General features: G+C 66.8%; 23 protein-coding genes. 13 read left to right on the forward strand and 10 right to left on the reverse strand.

Annotation, left to right across the window (positions count from 1 at the left end):
• Positions 1-157: 157 nt before the first annotated feature.
• Positions 158-421: a 30S ribosomal protein S20 gene (gene rpsT / locus C8J46_RS11150; RefSeq protein WP_031394736.1), complete on the reverse strand. Its 264-nt coding sequence runs from the start codon at positions 419-421 to the stop codon at positions 158-160.
• Between the two features lie 107 nt (positions 422-528).
• Positions 529-1344: a bifunctional DNA-formamidopyrimidine glycosylase/DNA-(apurinic or apyrimidinic site) lyase gene (gene mutM, locus C8J46_RS11155; protein ID WP_132738863.1), complete on the reverse strand. Its 816-nt coding sequence runs from the start codon at positions 1342-1344 to the stop codon at positions 529-531.
• A 56-nt stretch (positions 1345-1400) separates the two neighbouring features.
• Between mutM and C8J46_RS11160 the strand changes: the two genes are divergently transcribed.
• The 9 genes from C8J46_RS11160 (at position 1401) to rplL (ending at position 9174) form a co-directional block, all read left to right on the forward strand.
• Positions 1401-2165 carry a class I SAM-dependent methyltransferase gene (locus C8J46_RS11160; RefSeq protein WP_132738866.1) on the forward strand — a complete coding sequence of 255 codons (765 nt, stop codon included), beginning with the start codon at positions 1401-1403 and terminating at the stop codon, positions 2163-2165.
• Between the two features lie 235 nt (positions 2166-2400).
• Positions 2401-3936 (forward strand): 2-polyprenylphenol 6-hydroxylase, encoded by a 1536-nt coding sequence (ubiB, locus tag C8J46_RS11165; protein WP_132738869.1) that lies wholly within the window; start codon positions 2401-2403, stop codon positions 3934-3936.
• A 22-nt stretch (positions 3937-3958) separates the two neighbouring features.
• Positions 3959-5059, forward strand: coding sequence for a hypothetical protein (locus tag C8J46_RS11170; protein WP_332755217.1), 1101 nt, complete (start codon positions 3959-3961; stop codon positions 5057-5059).
• A gap of 10 nt (positions 5060-5069) precedes the next feature.
• Positions 5070-6257 carry a bifunctional phosphopantothenoylcysteine decarboxylase/phosphopantothenate--cysteine ligase CoaBC gene (gene coaBC, locus C8J46_RS11175; protein WP_132738875.1) on the forward strand — a complete coding sequence of 396 codons (1188 nt, stop codon included), beginning with the start codon at positions 5070-5072 and terminating at the stop codon, positions 6255-6257.
• Complete coding sequence (dut, locus tag C8J46_RS11180) at positions 6254-6691, forward strand: dUTP diphosphatase (protein ID WP_132738878.1); 438 nt, start codon at positions 6254-6256, stop codon at positions 6689-6691. Before coaBC ends, dut begins: the two co-directional genes overlap by 4 nt.
• A complete protein-coding gene (locus tag C8J46_RS11185) occupies positions 6688-7140 on the forward strand; it encodes a hypothetical protein (protein WP_132738881.1) in 453 nt (150 codons plus the stop codon). Before dut ends, C8J46_RS11185 begins: the two co-directional genes overlap by 4 nt.
• Positions 7141-7145: 5 nt before the next feature.
• Positions 7146-7910: a molybdopterin-synthase adenylyltransferase MoeB gene (gene moeB, locus C8J46_RS11190; protein WP_132738884.1), complete on the forward strand. Its 765-nt coding sequence runs from the start codon at positions 7146-7148 to the stop codon at positions 7908-7910.
• 309 nt (positions 7911-8219) lie between these two features.
• Positions 8220-8735, forward strand: coding sequence for a 50S ribosomal protein L10 (rplJ, locus tag C8J46_RS11195; RefSeq protein WP_132738887.1), 516 nt, complete (start codon positions 8220-8222; stop codon positions 8733-8735).
• A 64-nt stretch (positions 8736-8799) separates the two neighbouring features.
• On the forward strand, positions 8800-9174 hold the full coding sequence (gene rplL / locus C8J46_RS11200) for a 50S ribosomal protein L7/L12 (RefSeq protein WP_056047577.1): 375 nt from the start codon (positions 8800-8802) through the stop codon (positions 9172-9174).
• Positions 9175-9526: 352 nt separating this feature from the next.
• Here the strand turns inward: rplL and C8J46_RS11205 are convergent, their stop codons facing one another.
• A complete protein-coding gene (locus C8J46_RS11205) occupies positions 9527-10333 on the reverse strand; it encodes a hypothetical protein (protein WP_132738890.1) in 807 nt (268 codons plus the stop codon).
• 211 nt (positions 10334-10544) lie between these two features.
• Between C8J46_RS11205 and C8J46_RS11210 the strand changes: the two genes are divergently transcribed.
• Entirely contained in the window at positions 10545-11024 is a 480-nt protein-coding gene (locus C8J46_RS11210) for a hypothetical protein (protein WP_132738893.1), read from the forward strand.
• Positions 11025-11060: 36 nt separating this feature from the next.
• Here the strand turns inward: C8J46_RS11210 and C8J46_RS11215 are convergent, their stop codons facing one another.
• Complete coding sequence (locus tag C8J46_RS11215; protein ID WP_132738896.1) at positions 11061-12335, reverse strand: amidohydrolase family protein; 1275 nt, start codon at positions 12333-12335, stop codon at positions 11061-11063.
• Between the two features lie 265 nt (positions 12336-12600).
• On the opposite strand from C8J46_RS11215, the gene C8J46_RS11220 reads away from it, so the two are divergent.
• The gene (locus C8J46_RS11220; RefSeq protein ID WP_243643335.1) at positions 12601-14985 is read left to right on the forward strand and encodes a hypothetical protein; all 2385 of its coding nucleotides are present in this window, start codon (positions 12601-12603) and stop codon (positions 14983-14985) included.
• A 177-nt stretch (positions 14986-15162) separates the two neighbouring features.
• Here the strand turns inward: C8J46_RS11220 and C8J46_RS11225 are convergent, their stop codons facing one another.
• Entirely contained in the window at positions 15163-16224 is a 1062-nt protein-coding gene (locus tag C8J46_RS11225) for an SDR family oxidoreductase (RefSeq protein ID WP_132738899.1), read from the reverse strand.
• 119 nt (positions 16225-16343) lie between these two features.
• Here C8J46_RS11225 and C8J46_RS11230 point away from each other — a divergent pair, with 119 nt between their 5' ends.
• Together C8J46_RS11230 and C8J46_RS11235 are read left to right on the forward strand one after the other, a co-directional pair.
• Positions 16344-16574, forward strand: a complete 231-nt coding sequence (locus tag C8J46_RS11230; RefSeq protein ID WP_132738902.1) for a hypothetical protein — start codon at positions 16344-16346, stop codon at positions 16572-16574.
• Between the two features lie 28 nt (positions 16575-16602).
• Positions 16603-16890: a hypothetical protein gene (locus C8J46_RS11235; protein WP_131585933.1), complete on the forward strand. Its 288-nt coding sequence runs from the start codon at positions 16603-16605 to the stop codon at positions 16888-16890.
• 132 nt (positions 16891-17022) lie between these two features.
• On the opposite strand, the gene zwf is transcribed toward C8J46_RS11235, so the two are convergent.
• The 5 genes from zwf to C8J46_RS11260 all read right to left on the reverse strand — a co-directional run bounded on the left by zwf (position 17023) and on the right by C8J46_RS11260 (position 26349).
• A complete protein-coding gene (gene zwf, locus C8J46_RS11240; RefSeq protein WP_243643336.1) occupies positions 17023-18522 on the reverse strand; it encodes a glucose-6-phosphate dehydrogenase in 1500 nt (499 codons plus the stop codon).
• Positions 18523-18646: 124 nt separating this feature from the next.
• Complete coding sequence (locus tag C8J46_RS11245) at positions 18647-20194, reverse strand: sodium:proton antiporter (protein ID WP_132738908.1); 1548 nt, start codon at positions 20192-20194, stop codon at positions 18647-18649.
• Positions 20195-20311: 117 nt separating this feature from the next.
• The gene (locus tag C8J46_RS11250; protein ID WP_132738911.1) at positions 20312-21895 is read right to left on the reverse strand and encodes an efflux transporter outer membrane subunit; all 1584 of its coding nucleotides are present in this window, start codon (positions 21893-21895) and stop codon (positions 20312-20314) included.
• A gap of 5 nt (positions 21896-21900) precedes the next feature.
• Positions 21901-25125, reverse strand: coding sequence for an efflux RND transporter permease subunit (locus C8J46_RS11255; protein WP_132738914.1), 3225 nt, complete (start codon positions 25123-25125; stop codon positions 21901-21903).
• Between the two features lie 6 nt (positions 25126-25131).
• Positions 25132-26349 (reverse strand): efflux RND transporter periplasmic adaptor subunit, encoded by a 1218-nt coding sequence (locus C8J46_RS11260; protein WP_132738917.1) that lies wholly within the window; start codon positions 26347-26349, stop codon positions 25132-25134.
• Positions 26350-26378 lie beyond the last annotated feature (29 nt).

Below are 26378 nucleotides of genomic sequence, written 5' to 3' on the forward strand. Positions count from 1 at the left end.
TTTTGCGAATTCAATCATTCCATGACTTGACTTCGGACCACTCGAATCGCGGGGAATCCGTGGGTTACGCACCGTCGCACTTGGTTCCCTTCGCAGACGCAAAAAACCCGCCGGGAATGTCCCGACGGGTGATCCGCTTTCGACAGTGATCGGTCGCTTAGGCGAGCCCGGTCACGGCCTTGGTCAGACGCGCGAACTTGCGGCTCGCGGTGTTCTTGTGCAGCACGCCCTTGGCGACGCCACGCTGCAGCTCAGGCTGTGCGGCCGCGAGTGCGGTGGTCGCTGCGCCCTTGTCGCCCGAAGCCAGTGCGGCCTCGACCTTCTTGATGAAGGTACGGATACGGCCGACGCGGTTGCCGTTCACTTCCGCGCGACGGTCGTTGCGACGGATACGCTTTTTCGCCTGCGGCGTGTTCGCCATGAAGCCCTCTGGATGTTCGAATGAATAAAAAGGGGCGCCGGATTGCTCCTACGCCCTCTCGAAGCCGCGGCCCTACCCACTTTGTCCTGGCCCGTCAACTGATAGGCTCAACCGCGTTGGCACTTCGGACACCAGAACGTCGAGCGCCCGCCCTCCGTCCGCCGCTTCACGGTAGCACCACATTCGCACGGCTCGCCTTCACGCCCATAGACGCGCCATTGCTTGGAGAAATAGCCGAGCTCGCCGTCCGGCCGCACGTAATCACGCAGCGACGAACCGCCGGCCAGAATCGCGGCGGTCAGCACCGTCCGAATCGCCTCGACGAGTCGCTCGAGTCGAAACAGCGATATCCGCCCCGCCGCGCGAGACGGCGCGATCTTCGCCATGTGCAGCGCCTCGCACACATAGATATTGCCGAGCCCCGCAACGATTCGCTGATCGAGCAGCATCGCCTTGATCGACGCCCCGCGCCCTTCGAGCGCGTCCAGCAGATACGCGGCGGTCAGGTCCGGCCCGAGCGGCTCCGGCCCCATGCTGAGGAACGGCGGGTAATGGGCGATGTCCTCGGTCGCCCACAGATCGAGAAAGCCGAATCGCCGCGGATCGTTGAGCGCGACCGTCCGCCCCGCAGCGGTGCCGATCAGCAGGTGATCGTGCGCGAGCAGTTCGCTCGGATCGACTCGCCAGCGACCCGACATGCCGAGATGGAAGACGAGCGTATCGCCGCGATCGGTATCGATCAGCCCGTATTTCGCGCGCCGTCCCAAGTGCGTCACGGTCGCGCCCGTCATCCGCTGGCGCAGGTCGACCGGGATCGCCTTGCGCAGGTCGGCACGGCGCGGCTCGACCGAGGTGAGGCGCTGGCCCTTCAGCACGGGCTCCAGCCCGCGCACGGTGGTTTCGACTTCTGGTAATTCTGGCACGGTTTGCAGCTAGGTTGCGTTTGCTCGCGCCACAAGGCGCGGCTAGAGCGCAGGATATGAACGACTTGATCGCGCCCGCGCCCGCACTCACGCCCGATACCGTCTCCTTCGGCTACGAAGACATCCCCGCCACCGAGAAGACCGCCCGCGTCGGCGGCGTCTTCTCGAACGTCGCAGGCAAATACGACCTGATGAACGATGCGATGTCGGGCGGCATGCACCGCCTGTGGAAGGACCGCTTCGTCCGCCGCGTAAAGCCGCGCGAAGGCGAGCAGATCCTCGATATGGCCGGCGGCACGGGCGACATCGCGTTCCGCATGGAGCCGTCGGGCGCATCGATCACGGTCGCCGACATCAACCCGCAGATGCTCGAAGTCGGCATGGAACGCGCCCAGAAGCGCGGCATCGACGGCCTCGTCTGGACCGAAGCCAATGCGGAAACGCTGACCTTCCCCGACAAGTTCTTCGACGCGTACACGATCGCGTTCGGCATTCGTAACGTCACCGACATCCCCAAGGCCTTGCGCGAAGCCCACCGCGTCCTGCGCCGCGGCGGACGCTTCTACTGCCTCGAATTCTCGACGACGGTGTGGCCCGGGTTCGCCGAGGTGTACGACGCCTATTCACACAAGATGGTCCCGAAGCTTGGCCAATTGCTCGCGCAGGACGCCGACAGCTACCGCTACCTGATCGAATCGATCCGCCGCTTCCCCGACATGCCCAAGTTCAAGGGCATGATCGCGGACGCGGGCTTCGTGCAGACCAAGGTGGAACCGCTGCTGGGTGGGCTGGTCGCGATCCACAGCGGCTGGAAGATCTAGTGATCACGCGAAGGCGCGAAGGCGCGAAGGGGTTTTCGCGCAGAGGCGCAGAGGACGCAGAGATGGCGCGCACGCGGCAGCTTTCACTTCATCAACCACCAGTGATGAAAAGCCGCAGCCGCGGCGAAACGCAACACCTCCGCGTCTCCGCGCCTCTGCGCGAACCATTTCTACCTTCTCTTCGCGCCTTAGCGCCTTCGCGTGAACCAACCTTGTCTTACGGCACCAACCCCAAGTGACCGCCTCCACCACTCACGTCTGGCGCCTCCTCAAATGGGGCCGCATCCTCGCTCGTCACGGTGCGTTGCGCGGGATCGAGCGTGACCCGAACACGCCCGCCCCCGTCCGCCGCCTCGCAAGGATCGCGCGGCTCGGCGCGCGCGTGCCCGAGGTACCGCGCTATGCCGATGCGTTCCAGGCGATCGGTCCCGCGGCGATCAAGCTCGGGCAGACGCTCGCTACCCGCCCCGATCTCGTCGGTGAGGACGCTGCGCACGATCTGTTGCGCCTCCAGGACCAGCTCTCCCCCGTCCCCTACGCAACGATCGAGGCGGCGATGCTGGCGAGCTTCGGCAAGCCGCTGGAAACGCTCTTCTCGCGCATCGAACCGATCCCCGTCGGCGCCGCGTCGATCGCGCAGGTCCACCGCGCCGTCACCACCGATGGCCGACAGGTCGCGGTGAAAGTCCTCCGCCCCGGCGTCGAGGACGATTTCGCGCGCGCGATCGACACGTACAGTTGGGCCGCAGCGCAACTTGAGGCGCTCAGCCCCGAAGCGATGCGCCTGCGTCCGCGCCTCACGATCGAGACGTTCAAGCGCTGGACGCTGCGCGAACTGAACTTCCGTCGCGAGGCCGCCTCGGCCTCCGAACTCGCGGAGGGCATGACCGCCGAGCCCGATTTCGTCATCCCCGCGATCGATTGGGCGCGCTCGACCAATAAGGTCATGACGATCGAGTGGATCGACGGCATCAAGCTGTCCGACCGCCCCGCACTGGTCGCCGCCGGCTACGACCTTCCCGGCCTCGCCAACACGCTCGTTCGCGCATTCCTGCGCCAGGCGATCGCCGACGGGTTCTTCCACGCCGACATGCACCAGGGAAACCTGTTTGCGCTTCCCGGCAACCGCATCGCCGCGATCGATTTTGGCATCATGGGCCGGATCGACCGCCGCGCCCGCGTCTGGCTAGCCGAAATCCTCTACGGCCTGATCACCGGCAACTACAAACGCGTCGCCGAGATCCATTTCGAGGCGGGCTATGTCCCCGCCTATCACGACGTCGCCGAGTTCGCGACCGCGCTGAGGGCGGTCGGCGAGCCGATGCGCGGGTTGCCGGTCAAGGACATGTCGATCGGGATGATGCTCGACAGCCTGTTCTCGATCACGCGCGATTTCGACATGGTCACGCAGCCGCACCTGCTGCTGCTCCAGAAGACGATGGTGATGGTCGAGGGCGTCGCGACCAGCCTCAACCCCGACATCAATTTGTGGGAAGCGGCCGAGCCGTTCGTCCGCGACTGGATCCGCGGCGAACTCGGCCCCGAGGCGATGATCGCCGACCGGCTGATCGCGGACTTCCAGACGCTCACACGGCTGCCTGAGCTGGTCCGCCGGATCGAGGCGCATTACCCCGCGCCCGGTGGCGCGCCGCCGACGATGCCGCTGCGCGAGATCGAAGTGATCCGGATCGGCGGCGGCTGGCGCTACATGGCGGTGGCGCTCGCAACCGCGCTGACCAGCGTGGGTGCGACCTGGCTCTTGCTGCGGTGATATCAGCCTGCCGGACCGGATGATGCGCCGTCCCGTAGCGCCTTTGTGGCTGACGAGACCGTCGCGGTTTGCGGCGATGTCGCAGTCGGGTGCACGCGCGACGCTGGCGGTGTTCGTCATCGCGATCATGGCGACTTGGCTTGCCCTTTCGGTACCGACCGCGCCCCGCGCAACCGGTGCCGATCACGGCACGGACATGGCGCTCTACGCGGGGATCGTCGACGGTGTTCGGCACGGCGGCCCCTATTATGCGGTCGCTGCCGATGCGATGCGCGCGGGCAACTATCCGATGAAGCCGTTCGTCACGATGCGCCTACCGACCCTCGCGGTCGTGGCCGCAGCGTTGCCCGCCTTCGCGGTTGTCGCCATGCTGTACGCACTGGCGACCGCGACGTTGATCGCCTGGTGTCGCCGCCTGCGTCCCGCGTTGAGCCAGCCGGCGCTCGCCATCGCGATGATCCTGCTGCTCGGCGGAATGCTAGCGTTCTTCCAGGCGGGCCTGGTGCTGTTCCACGAGATCTGGGCAGGATTGCTGATCGCGCTGTCGCTCGCGCTGCGTCGTCCAGGCTATTGGGTCGAAGCGGTCGCATTAGGCCTTGCCGCCGCGCTTATCCGCGAGACCGCCGCGCCGTATCTCGTGTTGATGGCGGTCTTCGCACTCGTAGAAGGAAGCCGCCGTGAGGTCGCCGCCTGGATCGGATCGCTCGCCATCGTCGCGATCGTCCTGGTGCTCCACGCGCATGCCGTGTCGCTCGTCGTGCATCCGCTGGATCCGTCGTCGCCGGGCTGGGCCGGCATGCTCGGGGTCGGCTTCGTCGTCCGCGCGATCGTCGATGCCTCTGCGCTCAGCCTGTTTCCGCTCGTGGTTGCCGCGCCGATAGTCGGTATCGCGGCGTTCGGCTGGACCGCCTGGCACGATCCGCTCGCCGGGCGGATGGCCGCGCTGCTCGCCGGCTATGGCCTGATGCTCGGCCTGTTCGGGCGGATCGACACATTTTACTGGGCCTTGCTGATCGCGCCGGCCTCACTCGTGGGGATAGTCTTCGCAGCCGACGGACTGCGCGATCTGGTACGAGCCGCGAGCGACGGGCGACGCATTACGGTCCGCCGCGTAATACGCTAAGACGCGGTCCATGACGCGTATTCTCCTGATCGTCGGCGGCGGGATCGCCGCCTACAAGGCCGCCGAGCTGATCCGCCTGCTCAAACGCGAGGGCCACGCGGTACGCTGCGTGATGACCGAGGCAGCGCATCATTTCGTCACGCCGATGACGCTCGCCGCGCTCAGCGAGGACAAGGTCTACACGACGCTGTGGGACCTCAAGGACGAGGCTGAGATGGGCCATATCCAGCTCAGCCGGCAGGCCGACCTGATCATCGTCGCGCCCGCTACCGCCGACCTGATGGCCCGCATGGCCGCCGGCCTCGCGAACGATCTCGCGACGACGCTGCTGCTCGCCACCGACAAGCCGGTGCTCGTCGCGCCGGCAATGAACGTCCGCATGTGGGGCCATGCCGCGACCGTCCGCAACGTGGCGCAGCTTCGCGCGGATGGCGTCACGGTGATGATGCCCGACGAAGGCGCGATGGCGTGCGGCGAATACGGTCCCGGCCGCCTGCCCGAGCCGCCCGCGATCGTCGCCGCGATCGAGGCCTTGCTCTCGCCTGCACTGCCTAAGCGCCTTGCGGGCCGCCACGTACTCGTCACCGCCGGACCGACTCACGAGCCGATCGATCCGGTGCGCTACATCGCCAACCGCTCGTCGGGCAAACAGGGCTTTGCGATCGCCGCAGCGCTGGCACGGCTCGGCGCACGCGTGACGCTGGTCGCGGGCCCGGTGACGCTGCCGACTCCACACGGCGTCGACCGGATCGACGTCGAGACCGCGCGCGAGATGGCGCACGCGGTGGACCGCGCGCTGCCCGCCGATGCCGCGGTCATGGTGGCTGCCGTGGCGGACTGGCACGTCGAGTCCTTCCGGCAGAAGATCAAGAAGGGCGATGCCACGCCGACGCTGACGCTCGCGGAAAATCCCGATATTCTCGCGACTTTGGCGCGCAGCCCCCACCGCCCTCGCCTGCTGATCGGGTTCGCCGCCGAGACCGAGCGCGTCATCGAACACGCCGTCGCCAAGCGTATCCGCAAGACCGCAGACTGGATCGTCGCCAACGACGTCTCGGGCGACGTGATGGGCGGCGCCGACAACAGCGTGCACCTCGTCACCGCCGCGGGCGTCGAGAGCTGGAAGCGCATGCCCAAGGACGCGGTTGCCGCACGACTGGCGGACCGCATCGCCGATGCGCTAGAAGCCGCATCATGATCCGTATCGAACTGAAGCGCCTGCCGCACGGCGAGGGCCTGCCTTTGCCCGCCTATGCGACCGAGGGTGCCGCCGGGATGGACGTCGTTGCCGCCGAGACGTTGACGCTCGCCCCCGGCGACCGAGCCGCGGTCGCGACTGGTTTCGCGATCGCCATTCCCGCAGGCCATGAGGTGCAGGTCCGCCCCCGCTCCGGCCTCGCGCTGAAGCACGGCGTCACCTGCCTCAACACCCCCGGCACGATCGACAGCGACTATCGCGGCGAAGTGAAGGTGATCCTCGCCAATCTCGGCCAAGCCCCATTCGAGATCGCACGCGGCGACCGCATCGCGCAACTGGTCCCCGCGGTCGTCCTCCGCGCGACGCTCGCCGAAGTCGATACGCTCGACGACACCACCCGCGGCGCAGGCGGCTTCGGATCGACCGGGCGATGATCGCCGCGTTTCTCCTGCTGCTTCAGGCCGTCGCCCCGCCAGGCGTCGCCACGCAGGTCGCGCCGGCCGCACCATCTGCCGCCACGCCGACCGCCAGCGTTCCCCTGCCGCCGCAGGATTGGAGCGGGCTGCCCATTCTTCCGATCCGCCGGTCCGCGACGATCCAGGCGAACACCTCGATGTACGTCCACGGCGAGGTGATGGCGGGACGCTGTGCGAAGGCGGTGCGGACCGCGCAGGGCTGGACGCTCACGCTCGACCTCGCCGTCCTCGCGACGCCGCAGGGCCGGTTTCGCCGCGTGACGCCGCGCGCGATCGATTGCCCGACGGTCGAGCAATATGCCGCCGGCGTGCTTGTCGGTACGCCGCGCGACGCGATCGACCTCGACGATACCCAGACCGACACCTGGTATCGCACTAGCATGACCTTCACCTGGGCGGGCAGCTGAACCGCATGACGCTCTCCGACGACGAACTCGTCCGCTACGCCCGACACATCGTCCTGAAGGAATTTGGCGGTACCGGTCAGGCGAAACTGAAGACGGCCACAGTTGCGGTCGTCGGCGCCGGCGGGATCGGCTCACCTGCGATCCAGTATCTGGCCGCGGCGGGCGTCGGCCAGCTGATCCTGATCGACGACGATAGCGTCGAGCCCTCCAACCTCCAGCGCCAGACGATCTTCACGACCGCCGACACCGGCGTCGCCAAGGTCGACGCCGCCGCCGCCGCCGCGCGCCGGATCAACCCGCATGTCGAGATCGCCGCGCATTGCATCCGGATCGACCCGACCAACGTCGCGGACCTGCTGACCGGGGCGGACGTCGTGCTCGACGGCTGCGACAATTTCGTCACCCGGTTCTGCGTCGCCGATGCCGCATACGCGCTGCGCCTCCCGCTGGTCTCCGCGGCGGTCGGTCAGTTCGAAGGCCAGCTCGCTACCTATCGCGGGTGGGAAGCCGACAAGCCGTGCTATCGCTGCTTCGTTGGCGAAGATCCCGAGCGGGCGGAGACGAGTTGCACGGAGGACGGGGTGCTCGGCCCCGTCACTGGCGTCCTCGGCAGCCTAGCCGCGCTCGAGGTGCTACGGACGATCGCCCCGTTCGGCGACGACCAGGCGGGCAAGTTGCTGCTGGTCGACCTGCTGGCACTACGGTTCCGCACGATCAGGTTGCCGAAAGACCCCGGCTGCCAACGGTGCGCGCCCTGGCCAATCATCTGAGCGATACACCGGCGCCTAGACCGGCCGCGACGTCCATCGCCGATTGACTCCCCCGCCAATTCCGCTAAGGCGCGGGTTCGTTCGGCGGGCTTGCTCGTCGAACTCCGTCCGAGACAGTGGGTGCAGCGGGTTTGCCGGTGCTTAATCTCCCACCTAGACGGGGAATGAGATTTTGTCGGCCCATTTGCGCGCCGCCCCTCTCCCATGCCCCATCGACGAGACACCCCGGAAGCGCGGGTTTGTCTGCGCCTCCGGTTAGTAACCGGGTCCACTGCGCAATCGGTGAGCTCGTAAAACGTGGAGAATGGCATGGATCGTGATCAAAAGACCGCGGCCGTAGCCGAGCTGAACCGCACCTTTTCCGAGGTCGGCGTCGTCGTTGTGACGCGCAACCTCGGCCTGACCGTCGCACAGTCCACTGTGCTGCGGAATAAGATGCGCGACGCCGGCGCGACCTACAAGGTCTCGAAGAACAAGCTTGCCAAGATCGCAATGGACGGCACCGACTACAGCTCGCTGGGCGACATGCTCACGGGTCCGGTCGGTCTGGCCAGCTCCATCGATCCCGTCGCGGCCGCCAAGGTGGCCGTGGAATTCGCGAAGACGAACGACAAGTTCGAAATCGTGGGTGGGGCGATGGGCGCGACGACCCTCGACGTCGACGGTGTGAAGGCGCTCGCAACGCTGCCCTCGCTGGACGAACTGCGTGCCAAGATCGTTGGCCTCATCGTGGCACCCGCCACGAAGCTGGCAACGATCACGCAGGCTCCGGCAGCGCAGCTCGCGCGCGTGCTTTCCGCCTACGCGGAGAAGGAAGCCGCCTGATCTTGCAGGCCTTTCGTTACCTTTTTGAACTGATGGGGCAGATGCCCCGAGATGGAGATTTATCATGGCAGACCTGAACGCGCTCGTAGAGAGCCTGAGCGAACTGACCGTTCTCGAAGCAGCTGAGCTTTCGAAGCTGCTCGAAGAGAAGTGGGGCGTTTCGGCCGCAGCAGCGGTCGCAGCACCGGCAGCAGGCGGCGGCGCCGCTGCTCCTGCAGCAGAAGAGCAGACCGAATTCGACGTCATCCTGACCGGCGACGGTGGCAAGAAGATCAACGTCATCAAGGAAGTCCGTGCGATCACCGCGCTCGGCCTGACCGAAGCCAAGACGCTGGTCGAGTCGGCTCCCAAGGCCGTCAAGGAAGGCGTGTCGAAGGACGAGGCAGCCAAGATCAAGGCTCAGCTCGAAGCAGCTGGCGCGACCGTCGAGGTCAAGTAAGCCGCAAGCGGAGAGACGGGCCATACTGGCTCGCACTCTCGCAAGGCCGGCCGGCGGCATTCATGCCGACCGACGAAGCAGGGGCTTTGCCCCTGCTGGCCGCAGCTAAAAAAGGGCGGCCTCAGCAATGGGGTCGCCCTTTTTCGTGTCTGGTGATGGTGGGTCGTCCTGCGTACGCGGGCGTAGCGCGCGGAACCTGTGCTTCGATACGAGCCCTCGATACGCTTCTGCGAAGCTACTCGGTCTCTACTCAGCACGAACGGGTAGGGAGAGGCGTCCAGAGTCTGGCACCCCGGGGGTAACGGTTGGAAGCCAACGCCCACCTGTCCCCAACCTCCCGGATGCAGGCGTGCTACCGCTCGAACGTCGCCGCATGCGGCCGGGCGGCGACCGTCGTGAACATCTTTGCGGGTGCGTCCAGCCAGAACGGTGCGAGCTTGGCGGAATCCACGCGTTCGATACCGACGACCCAGGCACGGGCGGTCTGCGCGTCGTCACCGTCGGTCGCGTAGAGGATGTTGGTGGCGACGACGGGTACGAACATCGGGCGATTGGCGGCGGTCATGGTCTGGATCGCCTCGCGCGCGATCGCAACGACGGTGCGGATCGTGCGGGACTCGCCGGGTGCGAGCGCGAATGGTGGCGTCGCCGGGCGACCGATCGGGGCAGCGTTGAACTGGGCGAGGTCGGTGTCCTGACCAGCATGCGCGGTCAGCAGCGCGACGCCAGCGCGGATCGCTTCGGCGGCCACGGTGCCGGTGTTGGTTACGACGAGTTCGCACTCGACCGTCGCGCTCAGCAGGTTGAGACCGGCGCGCAAGGGACGGAGGTCGCAGGTTACGCGAGCCCGCGGAACGGCAAGCGGCGGCGGTGGCGTTTTTGCACGCGGTTCGAGGAATTTCGGCGCGGCCGCCGCGGCCACGGGGATTGCTACGGACGTAGCGGGCGCAACCGGGGCCGCTATAGGCTCGATCGATGTGGCGGAGGCGACGGCGGGTTCCGGCGCAGCGGTGGGCTCGGGCGCGAACGGCTCCGGTGTTGGCTGGACGACGGTCTCGACCTCTACGCGGTCCTGCCTACGGCTGCGGGGTTTGCGGCGGAGCAGCCAGAGCGCGCCGAGGACTACGATGACGACCGCAAGTGAAAGCCAGAGCGGCATCGCCCTGCCCGTCTCGGGCGCGGTGACCGTCGATTGTGTCGTTGCGTCGGGCGTGGGAGTAGATTGCGGGACTGTGGATTGCGGGACTGTGGGTTGCGGGACTGTGGGTTGCGGGGCAGCGACTTGCGGGCCGGACTTCGTCGATTCAGCTTCCGACGGCGGCGGGGCCGATGCCGGCTGGGGCGTAGGAGTCGCTATCGGCGCGGGTTCGGTGGAGCCCGATGAACGTGTCGGCTCGGTCGAGGTACGGGCTTGCGACGGTTCGGATTCGTTGCGCGCGGCGGGCCGTGTAACGACGGCTTTTTCCGCAGCAGCTGGTTCCGCAGCGCGGGGACGCGATGCGCGGCGGGGCTCGGGCGTCTCGCTCGGCAGGACGATCGTCGGCGCGTCAGGGATCGGGACCGCGGTGCTGGTCTGCGGCGCTGGGTTCGCCAAGCCCTCCAGGCCACGGACCGGCGCGGTCTGCTCGGTCTGGGCCACTGCCGGACTGGCCGATGCGAGCATCGTCATGGTGGCGAGCAGGGCGGCCAGCGCCCCGCGATCGGTCGTCATCGTCGAAAATCCCCTGCGCGCGGTCGTCGCGGCGTTGTGGGCGGGGGAGGCTGAACACGGCCCAACGGCAACCCGCGTTGCGACGAGTTGCGCCTTGGTAGCGGTGAAACGCGGCTGGCGTAACGACGTCAAATATTAATCCTCCCCCGCCAGGGGGAGGACTCGGAAGGCGAGTTTACTTTGGTGCGATGACCACTGCCCCGCCCTTCATGACGAAGCTGGGATGCTCTAGCTCGCGGACATCGGCGAGCGGATCGCCATCGACCGCGACCAAGTCGCCGAAGCGGCCGGGCTGGATCACGCCGACGTCTGCCGTCCTGCCGAGCGCCTGCGCCGCGCTGGAGGTGGCCGCCTGGATCGCCTCGATCGGGGTCATGCCCCATTCGACCATCTTGGCGAACTGGAGCGCGTTGTTGCCGTTGGGGTAGACCCCGCCATCGGTGCCGAACAGCATCTTCACCCCGGCGGCGTGCGCGGCGCGGAAGGTCTGGCGCTGCTTCAGGCCGACTTGGCGCTCCTTCTCGAGGCTTTCGGCGAAGACACCGTTCTTGGCACCCTCGGCGAGGATATAGTCGTCGTCGTAGATATCCATGTCGAACCATGCGCCGCTGGCCTTCGCGAGCTTGAACGATTCCGCGTCGGCCAAGCTGGCGTGTTCGATCGTGTCGACGCCTGCGCTGAGTGCGTCGTTGATGCCCTCGACGCCGTGCGCGTGGACCGCGACCTTCATGCCGAGCATGTGCGCTTCCTCGACGATCGCCTTGATCTCTGGGAGGCTGATCTGCTGCGCACCGACGCTGTCGGTCTTCGAGAGGACGCCGCCGGTCATGCAGACCTTGACCACCTCGGCGCCGTATTTGCGAATCGTCCGCACGGCACCTCGAAACTCGTCGGGCGTGTTGGCGATCTGCGGATGCGGAACCTGGATCGAGGGCGGGAATTCGGTCGCGTCGCAGTGCCCGCCGGTCGCGCCGAGTGCGTAGGTGGCGGGGACGATGCGCGGGCCGGGGACGTAGCTCCGATCGATCCCTTGCTTGATCGCGACGTCATCATAATTGGCGGAGCCGACGTTGCGCACCGTGGTAAACCCTGCGTCGAGCGTCTTCCGCGCATTGGCGACGCCGACGACGGTCCAGAAATTGTCGGTGAACTCGAGCGTACGGTACCCGCTGAGCGTCGGATCGCTGGTGAGGTGGACATGCATGTCGATCAGGCCGGGAAGCAGCGTTCGCGTGCCGAGGTCGACGCGTTCGGCACCGGCGGGAACCGCATCGCCTTTGCGCCCGACTGCGGTGATCCGGCCGTCGACGATCGTCACCTGCGGGTTGCCGATCCGTTTGCCGGCGAGGACGTCGACCATGTGCGCGGCGGTGACGACCACCGTCTTTGCTTCTGCGGTGGTGGCGGTGGTTGCGAGCAGCGTGGTGGTTAGAATCGTAGCGATCTTCATGAAGTTGTCCCCTTCCCCGAGTTGGGCTTCGTGTGCGTCACCAAGCGTGATCGGACAAGAGCGGGACCGATCCTCCCCTGCCGGGGAGGTGTAGCCGAAGGTGACGGAAGGGGAGGACACGCAACCCACGTGGCCGCTTACCTCCCCCTCCGTCTGGCGAGTGCCCCCCTGGCGGGGAAGGATCGTGCGGTGGCTGGCCTTGCCCTATTCTCGACACCGGTACAGGCCATCGGAGATGCTCCAGACGACGAGGTCGCCCCTGATGATGCTTCGCTTTCTTCCGTTCTGCGCACTGGCAGCCGCGCTCGTGCCGGCAACCGCGAACGCCGATCCCGCGCCGTTCGACCTGACCGGCCCGAGTCTGCGCGTCGGGGTGACGCACGGCACGACGACCTTGCCGATCGCGCAGGTTCCGAGGCTGGCGACGGGCGACCGCGTGACGATCGCGGCGGATTTACCGACCGGCAAGAGGGACGACGGCGAACGCTATCTGCTGGTGGCGGGGTTCCTGCGCGGCGCGACCGAGCCGCCGCCGAGGTCGTGGTTCTTCAAGGCGGAAACGTGGAAGGCTAAGAAAGCCACGATCGCGTTGAAGGTGCCGGAAGGGGCGCGCCAGCTGGTGGTGTTCCTGGTGCCCGACAGCGGCGGGTTCGATGCGGTGGTGTCGGCGGTGCGCAAACAGCCTGGTGCGTTTGTGCGTGCGGTACAGGATCTGGATCAGGCGTCGCTCGATCGCGCGCGACTCGATGCGTTTCTCGACGGGATCCATGCGCTCGAACGTACTCGGCCGGAGCGGATCGAGGCGGTATCGCCGCTGCTGTCGCGCAGCCTTGCGGTCAAGCTGAAGGCGGAGTGCCTCGATCTCACGGCCGATCTGCAAGCGTCGTGCCTGACGCAGAGCCGCGAGTCGCTGCTGCTCGCGGATGGCCAGAGTTCGACGCTGGCCGATACGCTCGTCGGCGCGCCGACCGATCTGGCGTTGCAACTCAGCGCGACGCCGGCCGGCGGGCTCGGCTATTACAGTCCATATATCGGCGTGGTCCGCGATCTGGCGAAGATCTTCGGTGCGTTCCAGTCGACGCAGTTCCGCTACATCCCGGCGCTGGCGCGGGTCCGCGAAGACCGGATGGCGTTGCTGCTGAACGCGGCGCCGTCGTTCGCGAGCCCGAAATCGGTAATGGTCGTCGCGATGCCGGTGATCGAGACGGGCACGCCGCAGACGCCGACGCTGCGGCGCGCGGAGGCGGATCGGCTGGTCTGCGCGGCGAAGCCCGATCTCGTGCTGCCGGTCGAGGGTGCGCCGTTGATCTATGCGACGAAGTTCGCGCACGACATGAGCTTGCGCGTGACGACGCCCCAGGGGGGCGTGGTCGAGCTGCCGGTGCAGGCCAATGCCGAGCGTAGTGGCTATGTGCTCGATCAGGTCGGCATGCGGACGACCGGGCTGAGCGCGGTGACCGACGCGACGCTGCATGGACGCTGGGGCTTCACGCCATTCGACGGCCCGCGGTTCCGCTTGCAGGTGCCGAGCGCCGGTGGCTGGCAGATGGTCGATACCGACCCTGAGAATTTGGTGGTGGGGCGCGACAACCCGGTGGCGCTGGCGGGGCCGACGCCGAGTTGCGTCGAGGCCGTGACGCTGGTTGGAGCCTCGGGCGAGGCGCCGCTGGCGTGGACGACGAACGGCGACCGGATCGGACTGACACTGCCGCTCGGGAAGACAGCGCCGGGGAAATTGACGCTGCTAGTCAAGCAATACGGGATCGAGACGTCAGAGAAGATCGCCCTGACCGCGTTGGCCGAGGCGGGGCGGATCGATGGCCTGACGCTATACGCGGGCGATACGGCGGGGACGCTCGCGGGGACGCGGCTCGACCTGGTCGCGTCGATGGCGGTCGACGGGGTCGCGTTCAAGCCGGGCGAAGTGATGCGCGCGGACAAGGGCGATCTGCTGGGGCTCACCGCGGATGCGGCGCCGAATTTCGCGGCAGGTCAGACCAAGACCGCGCTCGTCACGCTGACCGATGGGCGCAAGCGGTCGGTGAAGGTCACCGTCGCCGCGGCACGACCCAAGGCGACTCTGATCGCCAAGAGTGTGATTGCACCGCCCTCCCCCGGCCTCGCAGTGACCTTGGCGGGCGTCACCGCAATCGCGCAGGATGCCCGGATCACCTTCTCGCTGCGCGCCGAAGGGACCACGCGATTTGCGGCGGGGGACAGCGTCGAGATCGGGGCGGTCGCTGGTGGACCGACGATGACCGTCGCGTCGGGTCGCGGGCTGACCGTACAGGACGAGCGGATCGCGGTGATCTCGGTCGAGCCGGGCAAGGCACTAGGCGTGTCCGCGCATGGGCCGCTGCGGTGGCGGCTGGTGCAGAACGGCGTCGCCGGCGACTGGGTACCGTTGACGAGCCTGGTGCGGATACCTGCGCTGGCCGGGTTGAATTGTGCGGAGGCTTGTACGCTGGCGGGGGCGGACCTGTTTTTGATCGAGTCGGTGGCAGCGAATGCGGGGTTTGCGGAGGCGGCTCGGGTGCCGGAGGGGTTTACCGGGAGTTCGTTTGCGGTGCCGAAACCGGTTGGGGGAATGCTGTATCTGAAGCTTCGGGATGATCCGGGGGTTACGGCTACGGTGGCGGTGAAGGGCTAGCGTCCGCCCCTGCGATCCTCCCCCGCCAGGGGGAGGTGGCGCCGAAGGTGACGGAGGGGGAGGACACGGAACATCCGTTTGCGCTTACTTCCCCCTCCGTCTGGCAAGGGCCAGCCACCTCCCCCTGGCGGGGGAGGATCGCGAAGCCTGCGTATTCTTACATCCCGCCACCGACGCTTACGGGATCAACCGATCAGCCCGAAGTTGGTCGAACAGATCGAAGAACGCGTCGTCGGTGGGCTGATATTCTTTGAACCCCAGGCGGCGGCTCTTGCCCATGTCCGTCACCACCTCGATCGGGCGGCCGAGATCGGCGTCGGTGTGCCAGGGCGATGCGAGCTGCGACAGGTCAGCCTCGGCCAAACCTTCGCGCGCCGCGATCTCGCGCCAGATGCCCGCGTCATCCTTCATCTGGTCTTCGAGCGTCAGGATCTTGCCGTCGAACGGGGCGGCCTCGATCCCGAACCATTCGGCGATGCGGCCCCACATCCAGCTCCAGCGGAAGACGTCGCCATTGACGACGTTGAACGCCTCGTTGCGCGCCTCCGGCGTGGTCGCGGCCCAGATCAGGTGGTCCGCGAGCAACGTCGCGCTGGTCATATCGGTGAGACCGTTCCACTGCGCCGCCGAGCCTGGAAAGCGGAACGGGCGGCCGGTCTCGTGGCACAGAGTCGCGTAGACCGCGAGCGTGGTGCCCATGTTCATCGCGTTGCCAACCGCCTTGCCGATAATCGTGTGCGGGCGGTGGATGCTCCAGCCGAAGCCGTCCCGCTCCGCCGCCTCGAACACGGCGTCTTCCTGCGCATAGTAGAAGTTCTCAACGTCGAGGCGGCCCTGCTCCTCGCGGAACGGGGTCTGCGGGAGTGCGCCCTTGCCGTACGCCTCGAACGGCCCAAGGTAATGCTTCAGGCCCGTCACCAGTGCAACGTGGTCGACGCTACCCGCTGGCGAGAGCGCGCCGAGCAGGTTGCGGACCATGCCGCCGTTGACCCGGATGTTCTCCGCCTCGCTGTCTTGACGCGACCAGGTGGCGATGAAGACCGCATCGGGTTTGAGGCCAGTGAGTGCTTTTTCGAGGCTAGCGGGATCCTGGAGATCAGCCGCGACCGGCTGCACGCCGTCCTGTTCGGTTGGGCGCCGCGCGAGTCCGTGGACAGTCCAGCCCGACTCCACCAACGCCGCGGCGGTCGCGCTGCCGACGATTCCGCTCGTTCCCACTACCAATGCCGTCCTGGCCATGTGCAATTCCCGTTATTCCTACGATCTGTTCCGATCCCAAACGCGCCGTAATTTGGAAGGGATCCACCTTACGCCATTTGCGGTGGCGGCGGCCGGGCGATTGTCGCTATGGGGCGCGGATGACCGCATCGGATCTCCAGAGCCTGTTCGTCACCAACCTCGTCCGATACAATAGCGGCGATCGGCGGCGGTGGCGGCTGATCGTCGGCGACGTGAAGGTCTACAGCCTCGCCACGCATGCGCATTGCAACTGGGCGGTGACGCCGTCGGGCAGCGCGAGCGAGGTCGACGCGGTCGAGCGGCTGGCAGACCTACTCCGTGAAGATCACCCCATCATTACCGCCGGCTGACGGCTATTCCATTCCTGAGGAGCGACACATGGCGAAGCAATATTGGGCGCAGATCATCGAACTCGATGAGGAAATGACCGCCGCGACGATCCCCGGCGCGACCGATCACGAGGATGCGGCGGATTCGCTGGTGGCGGATTTCGTCGGCGCGATGGGCGGCGAGATCACCGAGGGCGCGGTCCGCGTCTGGGTGCAGGGCGGGGTCGAGAAGGTCTATGACTGGAAGGCCGACTTCACGATGCCCGACATGGACGAGATGGGCGACGAGGACGAGATGGAGGTCGAGGGCGAGATCGAGCTGACCGAGCGGGTTTGATTTCGAGCGGCGGCTAAATACACGCGCCACCCCGGCGAAGGTCGGGGCCCAATTGGCAAGGTCGGCGGAACCGAGCGCCGCCGTTCATTAGCGACGTCGCCCAATTGGGCCCCGGCCTTCGCCGGGGTGGAGTTAAGGGACGGTCTGGCCTGCTGGGGCGAGTTCGTGCCAGGTGTAGCCATCGTGTGCGAGCAGCGCATCGGCTGCGGCCGGGCCGAGCGTGCCGGCTTCGTAGGGCTCAGGCGCGCTGGCATCGTGTGCCCAGAGGTCGAGGAACGGTTGCACCGCGGCCCAGCCTGCCTCGATCGCATCCGCCCTCTGGAACAGGGTTTGGTCACCCACGAAAAGGTCGTAAATTAGCGACTCGTAGCCGGTCAGATGACCGATATCGAACGCGTCGGCGTAGCGGAAATCTAGCGCGATCGGCGCGGTTGCGACTTCGAGGCCGGGGCGTTTGATGTTGATGTCCATGCTCAGCCCCTCGTCGGGCTGGATCTGGATGATCAGGCGGTTGGGCGGCAGCATGTCCGCCGCCGCGCCGGGGAACGAGGCGAACGGCACCGGCTTGAAGGTGATCGCGATCTCGGTGTCCCGGCACGTCATCGCCTTGCCGGTACGCAGGTAAAACGGCACGCCAGCCCAGCGCCACGTATCGACCATCAGCTTCAGCGCAACATAGGTCTCCGCCCTGCTGTCGGGCGCCACGTCGGGCGAGGCGGTGTAGGCGGGGACGTCGACACCCTTCACCTTGCCCGCGGTATATTGCCCGCGGACGCCGTTGCGCTTCGCCTTGCCGGGCGAATAGACGCGGACGGCTTTGAGCACCTTGCCCTTCTCGTTGCGGATCGCCTCGGCATCGAAGCTCGCCGGCGGCTCCATCGCGACCATCGACAGCAACTGGAACAGGTGGTTCGGCACCATGTCACGGAGTGCGCCGGTGCCGTCGTAGAACTTGCCGCGCGTACCGACGTCGACCGTCTCGGCGGCGGTGATCTGGACGTGCGCGATGCAGTCCGAATTCCAAACGCGCTCGATCATCATGTTGGCAAACCGCGCAGTCATAATGTTCTGGACGGTTTCCTTGCCGAGGAAATGGTCGATCCGGTAGACCTGCGCCTCCGACACGCGCGCGAGGATGCGCGCGTTGAGATCGCGGGCGGAGGCGAGGTCGTGGCCGAACGGCTTCTCGATCGCGATCCGGCGGAATCCGTGCGACGTCTCGGCCATCAGGCCGTGGTCGGCAAGCTTGTCGACGATCGTCCCGAAGAACTTGGCCGGCACCGCGAAATAGAAGGCAACGTTGCCGTTCACCCGCGCCTTGAGCTGCTCGTAGACGTCGTCCTTGGTGAAATCGCCCTGGAGATAGCCGACGCGGTCCTTGAGCCGCGCCCATGCGTCGCCCTTTTCGCTATCGCCCTCGCCGCCCTTCGCATCGAAGCTGCCGAGTGCGTCGCGGAGCGACTGGTCGTTACCCTCGTCGATACCGACGCCGAGCACATGGAACTCGTTACCGACCAGCCCCAGGCGGGTCATGTTGATCAGCGCCGGCATCAACAGACGGCGGGTCAGATCACCAAAGGCGCCGAAAATCACGAGCGTCGTCGGCGGTGCGGGCTTCACGGACTTGCTCACGAATTCGCCTCGGACATGCATCGACCCTTTCTTCGGTGGTTCCTTCAAACAGCGTAGCGGGCGCCGATGTTCCCGACACCCATTTCAGAGTGGCATTTCCAGGGTGGCATTTCAGAGCGGCATTTCAGGTGGCGGTCAGGATGTTGTCCCCGAAGGCGCGCGCGTCGACCTCCGCCCAGTCGAGTTCCTCCTGCAGGCGGCGATACACGTCTTCGGCCACCTCGCCCTTGTCGCGCATCTGGTGCAGTACGACCCGCTGGCAGGCGATCATCTCGAGGTGGAGTTCGTCGAATTCGGAGGTCGCCTGCGGATCGTCGGCCTCGGCGGTGACCTTGCTGGCCGCGCCGTAGCGAAAGCGCAACGCGTCCGCCGCCTCGCCCGCACGCGCCGGTAGCACGGCAAGCCCGGCGTCGATCAGTCGCTTGCGTGCGGGTGCGATCTCGTCGGCAAGCCCGGTGTCCTCGCCGAGATCAAGGCGGCGGATCAGCGGGCCCAGCGTCAGTCCCTGCAATACGAGCGTGCCGATCACTACGCCGAACGCGGCCAGCACGATCAGGTCACGGCCCGGCACCGACCGTGGCAGCGCGAAGGCGGTGGCCAGCGTCAGCAGGCCACGCATTCCTGACCAGGACAGGATCACCGACGCGTTCCACGGCGGCGGCTTGGGCAACCAGGACGGCGCATAGCGATTGGCGATACCGCCCTCGACGAAGCGGACGAGAAACACCCAGGCGATCCGCGTCACCAGCACGGTGGCCAGGACCGCGGCCGCAAAGCCGATCGCGGGCCAACGCTCCGCGCTCGGCAGCCGGATCAGGATGTCGCGCGATTGCAGCCCCATCAGGGCGAAGGCGATGATGTTGAGGACGAGGACCGCTGCCGACCAGACCGCGGCGCTCTGCAACCGGTCGCGGGCGGGCTGTTTAATCGGGCGGCGCTGCGACACAATCATGCCAAAGGTGACGACGCCGAGTACCGGCGAAATGTGGAGACGCTCGGCCATCAGCCAGATCCCGAACGTCACGGCGAAATCGGCGAGGCTTGCCCCCAGTGTTCGTGCGAACAGCGGCGTGACGCGAAGATACGCCCATGCCGCCAGCGCACCGAAGACGATCCCGCCCGGCACCGCAGCGGCCAGCGCGAGCGGCGTGACGGGCGTATCCGAATGCGTCGCGAACGCACTGGCGAGCCCGAACAACAGCAGCGCGGTGGCGTCGTTGAGCAGGCTTTCCCCCTGCAGCAGCAGCAGGCCGCGACGGGGAATGCCGACCTCGCCCAGTACCGCTTCGGACGCGGCCGCATCGGGTGGCGCGACGATCGCCCCCAGTGCGAACGCGGCCGCGAGCGGTAGCCCACCGAGCGTCACGCCGACCAGCGCGACCGTCGCCGTGGTGACGAGCACCGCGAACACCGCCAGCGACAGAAGTGGGAACCAGAACCGCCGCAACGCGCGCGGACTAGTGTTGTAGGAGGCGTGAAGCAGCGCCGGGGCGATGAACAGCGCGAGCGCCAGATGCGGTTCGACCGCGATCTTCGGCGCGAACGGCAGCATCGCAAAGCCGAGTCCCGCCACGGCGAGCAACGTCGGATACGGGACGTTCAGCTTGCGCGCGAGGACCAGCAGGACCAGCGCGGCGAGCAGGATGATGTCGAGGGATTCGAAGAGTTGCACCGGGGTGCAACGGTCGGCGCCGCGCTATGGGCCCGATCGGTAGCCTGGCGACAAGGTCTGAGGCCAACCGCCGTTCGGCACTTGCGATCCTCCCCCGCTAGGGGGAGGATCATTGGGTTAGTTTTGCGGGCGCGGGTCTGGGGACTGGGTCGTCGTTACCCCGCCGCCGAGGGCGCGGTAGAGTTCGACCGAGTTGCTGTCGCGGGTCAGGCGCGCGGCAAGCAGGCTTTGCTGCGCGGTGTAGAGCGAGCGCTGCGAGTCGAGCGTGTTGAGGAACGTGTCGATCCCCGCACGGAACCGCAGTTCCGACAGCTTGAACGCACCTGCCGCATTGTCGCGGAGCGAGGTCTGCGCCTGCAACTGCGCGCCGATCGTGCCGCGGCGGGCAAGCGCATCGGCGACTTCGCGGAAGCCGGTCTGGATGCTCTTTTCGTATGTCGCGACGGCGGCGTCGCGCGTCGCCTGGGCGTAGCGGAGATTGCCCTTGTTGCGGCCGAAGTCGAACAGCGTCTGGCTGACCGATGGCGCGACCGACCAGTTCTGCGATCCGTTGCCGAACAGGTTCGACAGCCCGAGGCTGATCGTGCCGAACGCTGCGGTCAACGAGATGTTCGGGAAGAAGGCCGCACGCGCTGCGCCGATATTGGCGTTGGCGGCGATCAGCTGATGCTCGGCCGACGCGATGTCGGGACGGCGTAGCAGCACCTGCGACGGCAGATTGGCGGGCAGGTTCTCCAGCGTCGGGCTGGTCGTATCGAGCCGGGCCGGCAGCATGTCGGCGGTCAGGGTCGTGCCCGCGAGCAGGTTCAACGCGTTCTGGTCCTGCGCGATCAGCGTGGTCGCGTCGGCGATGTCCGAGCGGGCCTGATCGTAGCTGGTGCTCGCCTGGCGCACTTCGAGTTCGGATGCGATGCCGATCCGGAAGCGATCCTGCGTCAACTTGACGGTCTGGCCGAACGCACGTTCCGTATCGCGCGCGATCTTTAGGCGATCCTGGTCGGCGGCCATCGTCAGCCACTGCGTCGCGATCTCGGCGATCAGCGACACCTGGGCGGCGTTACGGTTTTCCTCCGCCGCGAAATACTGTTCCTGCTGCGCCTGGGTCAGGTTGCGGACGCGACCGAACAGGTCGATCTGCCACGCCGATATCCCGACATTCGCCGAATAGATGTCGGCACGACCGCTCGAGACGACGCTGGACCCGGTCCCGCCAGTCCCGCCGCCGGTGCCGCCTGTGCCGGTACCGCCCGTGCCGGTTCCGCCGGTACCAGTACCGCCCGTTCCGGTGCCGCCGGTACCCGTACCGCCCGCAAGCCCGCCGCCAACCGCGCCGAACGGCGACTTCTGGTAGGTCGCGCTACCGCTCGCCGCGAGCGTCGGGAACAGGTTCGAGCGCTGGACGGTGTATTGCGCGCGCGCCTGCGCCACGTTGGCAACCGCGACGCGGAGATCGCGGTTGTTCTCCAGCGCGGTCCGGATCACGCGGCGCAAGCGATCGTCGGTGAAGAAAACCTCCCACGACGTATCCGCGGGCATGATCGCCCCCGCCGCGTCGGTCGCTGCATACGCAGGACCGGTGGGCGTTGCCGCGGGCACCGACAATTCGGGGCGGACGTATTTCGGGGCGAGGTTACACCCGGCGAGCGTCAGCCCGGCGCCGAACATGAGCGCTGTCTTGCGCGTAAGCATGGGAGCAAACATCTGGATCAGGCCTCCTGCGGCCGCTGGTCGTGGGGCGGATGACGGTTACCGTCATGGCCATCGTCACGGTTGTCGTCACGGTTGCCGTCGTGGTCGGGCACCTGGTCGCGGTCCTGTCCCGAGCCTGCCTTGTCCTGCTTGAAGACGCGCTTCACGAGTAGGAAGAACAGCGGCACGAAGAAGATCGCGAGGACGGTCGCGGACAGCATGCCGCCGACCACTGCCCAGCCGATCGCATTCTGGCCGCCGGCGCCGGCACCGCTCGACAATGCGAGCGGCAACACGCCGAAGATGAATGCGAACGACGTCATCAGGATCGGGCGAAGGCGAAGCTTCGCCGCCTCGACCGCGGCATCGGCCGCGTTCATCCCGTCGCCCATCTTCTCCTCGGCGAACTCGACGATCAGGATCGCGTTCTTCGCCGCCACGCCGATCGTCGTGATCAGCCCGACCTGGAGGTAGATGTCGTTGTTCAGCCCGAAGATCATCGCTGCACCGACCGCGCCGAGGACGCCGAGCGGCACCACCAGCAGGACGGCGATCGGGATCGACCAGCTCTCGTACAGCGCCGCGAGGCAGAGGAACACGATCAGCAGCGACAGCGCATAGACCGTGGTCGACTGGCCGCCCGACAGGTTTTCCTCGTAGCTGAGGCCGGTCCACTCATAGCCGATGCCGGGGGGTAGCTTGGCCGCCATCTCCTCCATCGCCTTGATCGCGGTGCCGCTGCTGACGCCCGGCGCCGGCGAACCCATGATCTCGAACGAGGCTACGCCGTTATACCGTTCGAGTCGTGAGGGACCGTAGTTCCAGCTCGTCGTCGAGAAGGACGAGAACGGCGCCATCGCGTTGCTGGTCGTGCCACGGACGTAGAAGTTGCCGAGATCGGCGGGCGTCGTGCGGAACGGTGCGTCGGCCTGCACGAACACCTTCTTCACGCGACCGCGGTCGATGAAGTCGTTGATGTACGCGCCGCCGAACGCGGTGCTGACGGTGGTGTTGATGTCCTGCTGGCTGAGGCCGAGTGCCCCCGCCTGCGCCTGGTCGACGTTCAGTTTCAGCTGAGGCGCATCCTCCAGGCCGTTCGGGCGGACCTGCATCAGGCGCTTGTCCTGGCTGGCCATGCCGAGCAGCATGTTGCGCGCCTCGAGCAGTTTTTCGTGACCGACGCCGGCATTGTCCTTCAACATGAAGTCGAAGCCGTTGGCGTTACCGAGTTCCTGCACGGCGGGCGGCACGAAGCCGATCACCATGCCGGCACGGATCCCCGCGAGCGCCTGGTTGGCGCGTGCCGCGACCGCGGCAACGCCGTTCTCGGCGCCCGAGCGATCTTCCCACGGCTTCAGCTGGATGAAGGCGATGCCGACATTCTGGCCCTGGCCGACGAAGCCGAAGCCGCTGATCGTGAAGATACCCGCGGTGTTCGCCTTCTCGTCGATCATGAAGTGATCGCGGACCTTGTCCATCGTCCGGGCGGTCTCTTCCATCGGCGTACCCGACGGCATCGAGACCTGCGCGAACATCACGCCCTGGTCTTCCTCGGGGAGGAAGCCCGAGGGCAGGCGGACGAAGATGAAGGCCATCGCGACGACGATCACGGCATAGACCAGCATTGTGCGGACCCAGCCCTTCTCGACGCGGCGCAGGCCGTTGCCGTACTTGCCGACGCCCTTGTCGAAAGTGCGGTTGAACCAGCCGAAGAAGCCCTTCTTCTCGCCATGACCTTCCTTGGCGGGCTTCAGGATCGTCGCGCAGAGCGCGGGCGTCAGGATCAATGCGACCAGCACCGAGAGCGCCATCGACGAGACGATGGTGATCGAGAACTGGCGGAAGATCACGCCGGTCGAGCCGCTGAAGAACGCCATCGGCAGGAACACCGCCGACAGCACGAGGCCGATGCCGACCAGCGCGCCGCTGATCTCGTCCATCGACTTCTTGGCGGCTTCCTTCGGGGAGAGCCCTTCCTCCTGGATCAGTCGCTCGACGTTCTCGACGACGACGATCGCGTCATCGACGAGCAGGCCGATCGCCAGCACCATGCCGAACAAGGTCAGCGTGTTGATCGTGAACCCCGCGACCTGGAGCACGGCAAGCGAGCCGAGCAGCACGACCGGGACCGCGATCGTCGGGATCAGCGTGGCGCGGAAATTCTGGAGGAACAGGAACATCACGAGGAAGACGAGGACGATCGCCTCGATCAGCGTGTGGATGACCTGCTCGACCGACAGCCGCACGAACGTCGAATTGTCGATCGGGAACGCGACCTTGACGTCGGGCGGGAACTGCTTGGCGATCCGGTTGACCTCGGCCTTGACCAGCTTGACGGTATCGAGCGCGTTGGCACCCGGTGCCAGCTTCACGCCGAAGCCTGCCGCCTGCTTGCCGTTGTAGCGCGCCTGGAAGCTGTAATTCTCCGAGCCCATCTCGACACGGGCGACGTCCGACAGGCGCACGGTCGCGCCGCTGGTTGCCGAGCGGACGATGATCGCGCGGAACTGCTCCGGCGTCTGGAGGCGCGACTGCGCGGTCACGGTGGCGTTGAGCGACTGGCCCTTCACCGCGGGCAGACTGCCGACTTGCCCCGCCGAAACCTGTGCGTTCTGCGCGGTCAGTGCGGAGGTGATGTCGGTGACGGTGACGCCGAGGTTCGACATCTTGAACGGGTCGACCCAGATCCGCATCGAATATTGCGCGCCGAACACCTGCGTGTCGCCGACGCCCTTGATGCGGCTGAGTGGATCCTGGAGCTTCGAGGCGATCATGTCGCCGAGATCGACCTGGTCGTGGTCGCCATTCTCGGAATAGGCGGCGATGATGAGCAGGAAGTTGGCGGTCGCCTTGGTCACGCGCAGACCGGCCTGCTGCACTTCCTGCGGCAGGAGCGGCGTCGCCTGTTGCAGCTTGTTCTGCACCTGGACCTGCGCGATGTCGGGATCGGTGCCCTGCTCGAAGGTGAGCGTGATCGCGAGGTTGCCAGAGCCGTCCGAGGTCGAGGCGAAGTAGCGAAGGTTGTCGATGCCCTTCATCTGCTGCTCGATGATCTGCGTCGTCGTGTTCTCGAGCGTCTGTGCGTCGGCGCCCGGATAGGACGTCGCGACCGTCACCTTGGGGGCGGCGATCTCAGGGAACTGCGCGATCGGCAGCGACCGGATCGCGAGGATACCGGCCAGCATCAGGATGATGGCGATGACCCACGCGAAGATGGGTCGATCGATGAAATAGCGTGACATGGGCGGTTACTTCCCCTGCGCGGCGGGATTGGCCTGCGCGGACGTGTTGCCGGCTGCGGGATCCCCGCCTCCGGGCGAACCGCCCGCTGGCTTGGCGACCTGCTGCGGGGCAGCGGGCTTGACGGTCGCGCCGGGGCGCAGGTTGAGCAGTCCCTCGACGATCAGCTTGTCGCCGGGCTTCAGGCCGCTGGTGACGATCCACTTGTCGCCGATCACGCGGTCGGTGGTGACATTACGCTGTTCGACCTTGTTCTGCGCGTTGACGACCAAGGCAGTCGCACCGCCGCGCGGATCGCGCGTGATGCCTGCGGTCGGCGCCATGATCGCCTGGCGACGAGTCCCTTCGACCAGCTTGGCACGGACGTACATGCCCGGCAGCAACAGGCCGTTGGGATTGGGGAACGTTGCACGCAGCGTCACCGCGCCGGTGGTCTGGTCGACGGTGACTTCGGCGAACTGGAGGCGACCCTCGATCGGATAGGTCGTGCCGTTGGGGAGGATCAGCTGGACGCGCGCGCTGCCATCGCCGCGGGTCACGCCGCCGCTCGCCATCGCCTGCTTGAGATCGAGCAGCTGCGCCGCCGACTGGACGACGTCGACATACACCGTATTGGTGCGCTGAATGGTTGCGAGCGGATCGGTCTGGCCGGTCTGGACGAGCGCGCCGACGGTCACGAGCGACCGGCCGATGCGACCCGAGATCGGTGCCTTGATCCGCGTGAAGCCGAGGTTGACGCGCGCCGACTGGACCGCAGCCTGCTGCGCTGCAACATTGGCGCGGGCCTGTTGTGCGGATGCATTTGCGTTGTCCGCTTCCTGCTTGCTGACTGCGTTCAGCTGCACAAGCTGCCCGTAGCGCTGCGCCTGAAGGCGGGTCGCGTTGATCTGCGACTGGGCCGCGCCGAGCTGGCCCTGCGCGCTGGCGAGCGCCGCGCGGTAGGGGGCGTCCTCGATTGCGTAGAGGACCTGCCCCTTGCTTACCATCGCGCCCTCGGTGAACAGGCGATCGCGGACCACGCCGCTGACCTGCGGACGGACCTCGGAGGTCTCGACCGCAGCGATACGACCGGGAAGCTCGGAGGTGAGTACGACCGCTTCCTCGCCGACGGTAACGACGCCGACGGTCGGTGTGGGCGGGGGCGGCGGAGCCTGCTCCTTGCCGCAAGCCGACAACAGGGCGAGCGCGAAGAGCGCCACCGATCCCTTGAGGTTCAATTGCTGCATGTTAAGCATCCCGACGTCCGTGCAGATTA

It is taken from the genome of Sphingomonas sp. PP-F2F-A104-K0414 (assembly GCF_004340945.1).
Lineage (GTDB): Bacteria > Pseudomonadota > Alphaproteobacteria > Sphingomonadales > Sphingomonadaceae > Sphingomonas.

Excerpts from the sequence above, each read along its gene's own strand:
- rpsT (WP_031394736.1), bottom strand. The coding sequence starts at position 421 with ATGGCGAACACGCCGCAGGCGAAAAAGCGTATCCGTCGCAACGACCGT.
- C8J46_RS11160 (WP_132738866.1), top strand. The coding sequence starts at position 1,401 with ATGAACGACTTGATCGCGCCCGCGCCCGCACTCACGCCCGATACCGTC.
- C8J46_RS11170 (WP_332755217.1), top strand. The coding sequence starts at position 3,959 with ATGCGCCGTCCCGTAGCGCCTTTGTGGCTGACGAGACCGTCGCGGTTT.
- coaBC (WP_132738875.1), top strand. The coding sequence starts at position 5,070 with ATGACGCGTATTCTCCTGATCGTCGGCGGCGGGATCGCCGCCTACAAG.
- dut (WP_132738878.1), top strand. The coding sequence starts at position 6,254 with ATGATCCGTATCGAACTGAAGCGCCTGCCGCACGGCGAGGGCCTGCCT.
- C8J46_RS11185 (WP_132738881.1), top strand. The coding sequence starts at position 6,688 with ATGATCGCCGCGTTTCTCCTGCTGCTTCAGGCCGTCGCCCCGCCAGGC.
- moeB (WP_132738884.1), top strand. The coding sequence starts at position 7,146 with ATGACGCTCTCCGACGACGAACTCGTCCGCTACGCCCGACACATCGTC.
- rplJ (WP_132738887.1), top strand. The coding sequence starts at position 8,220 with ATGGATCGTGATCAAAAGACCGCGGCCGTAGCCGAGCTGAACCGCACC.
- rplL (WP_056047577.1), top strand. The coding sequence starts at position 8,800 with ATGGCAGACCTGAACGCGCTCGTAGAGAGCCTGAGCGAACTGACCGTT.
- C8J46_RS11205 (WP_132738890.1), bottom strand. The coding sequence starts at position 10,333 with ATGCCGCTCTGGCTTTCACTTGCGGTCGTCATCGTAGTCCTCGGCGCG.
- C8J46_RS11215 (WP_132738896.1), bottom strand. The coding sequence starts at position 12,335 with ATGAAGATCGCTACGATTCTAACCACCACGCTGCTCGCAACCACCGCC.
- C8J46_RS11220 (WP_243643335.1), top strand. The coding sequence starts at position 12,601 with ATGCTTCGCTTTCTTCCGTTCTGCGCACTGGCAGCCGCGCTCGTGCCG.
- C8J46_RS11225 (WP_132738899.1), bottom strand. The coding sequence starts at position 16,224 with ATGGCCAGGACGGCATTGGTAGTGGGAACGAGCGGAATCGTCGGCAGC.
- C8J46_RS11230 (WP_132738902.1), top strand. The coding sequence starts at position 16,344 with ATGACCGCATCGGATCTCCAGAGCCTGTTCGTCACCAACCTCGTCCGA.
- C8J46_RS11235 (WP_131585933.1), top strand. The coding sequence starts at position 16,603 with ATGGCGAAGCAATATTGGGCGCAGATCATCGAACTCGATGAGGAAATG.
- C8J46_RS11250 (WP_132738911.1), bottom strand. The coding sequence starts at position 21,895 with ATGTTTGCTCCCATGCTTACGCGCAAGACAGCGCTCATGTTCGGCGCC.
- C8J46_RS11255 (WP_132738914.1), bottom strand. The coding sequence starts at position 25,125 with ATGTCACGCTATTTCATCGATCGACCCATCTTCGCGTGGGTCATCGCC.
- C8J46_RS11260 (WP_132738917.1), bottom strand. The coding sequence starts at position 26,349 with ATGCAGCAATTGAACCTCAAGGGATCGGTGGCGCTCTTCGCGCTCGCC.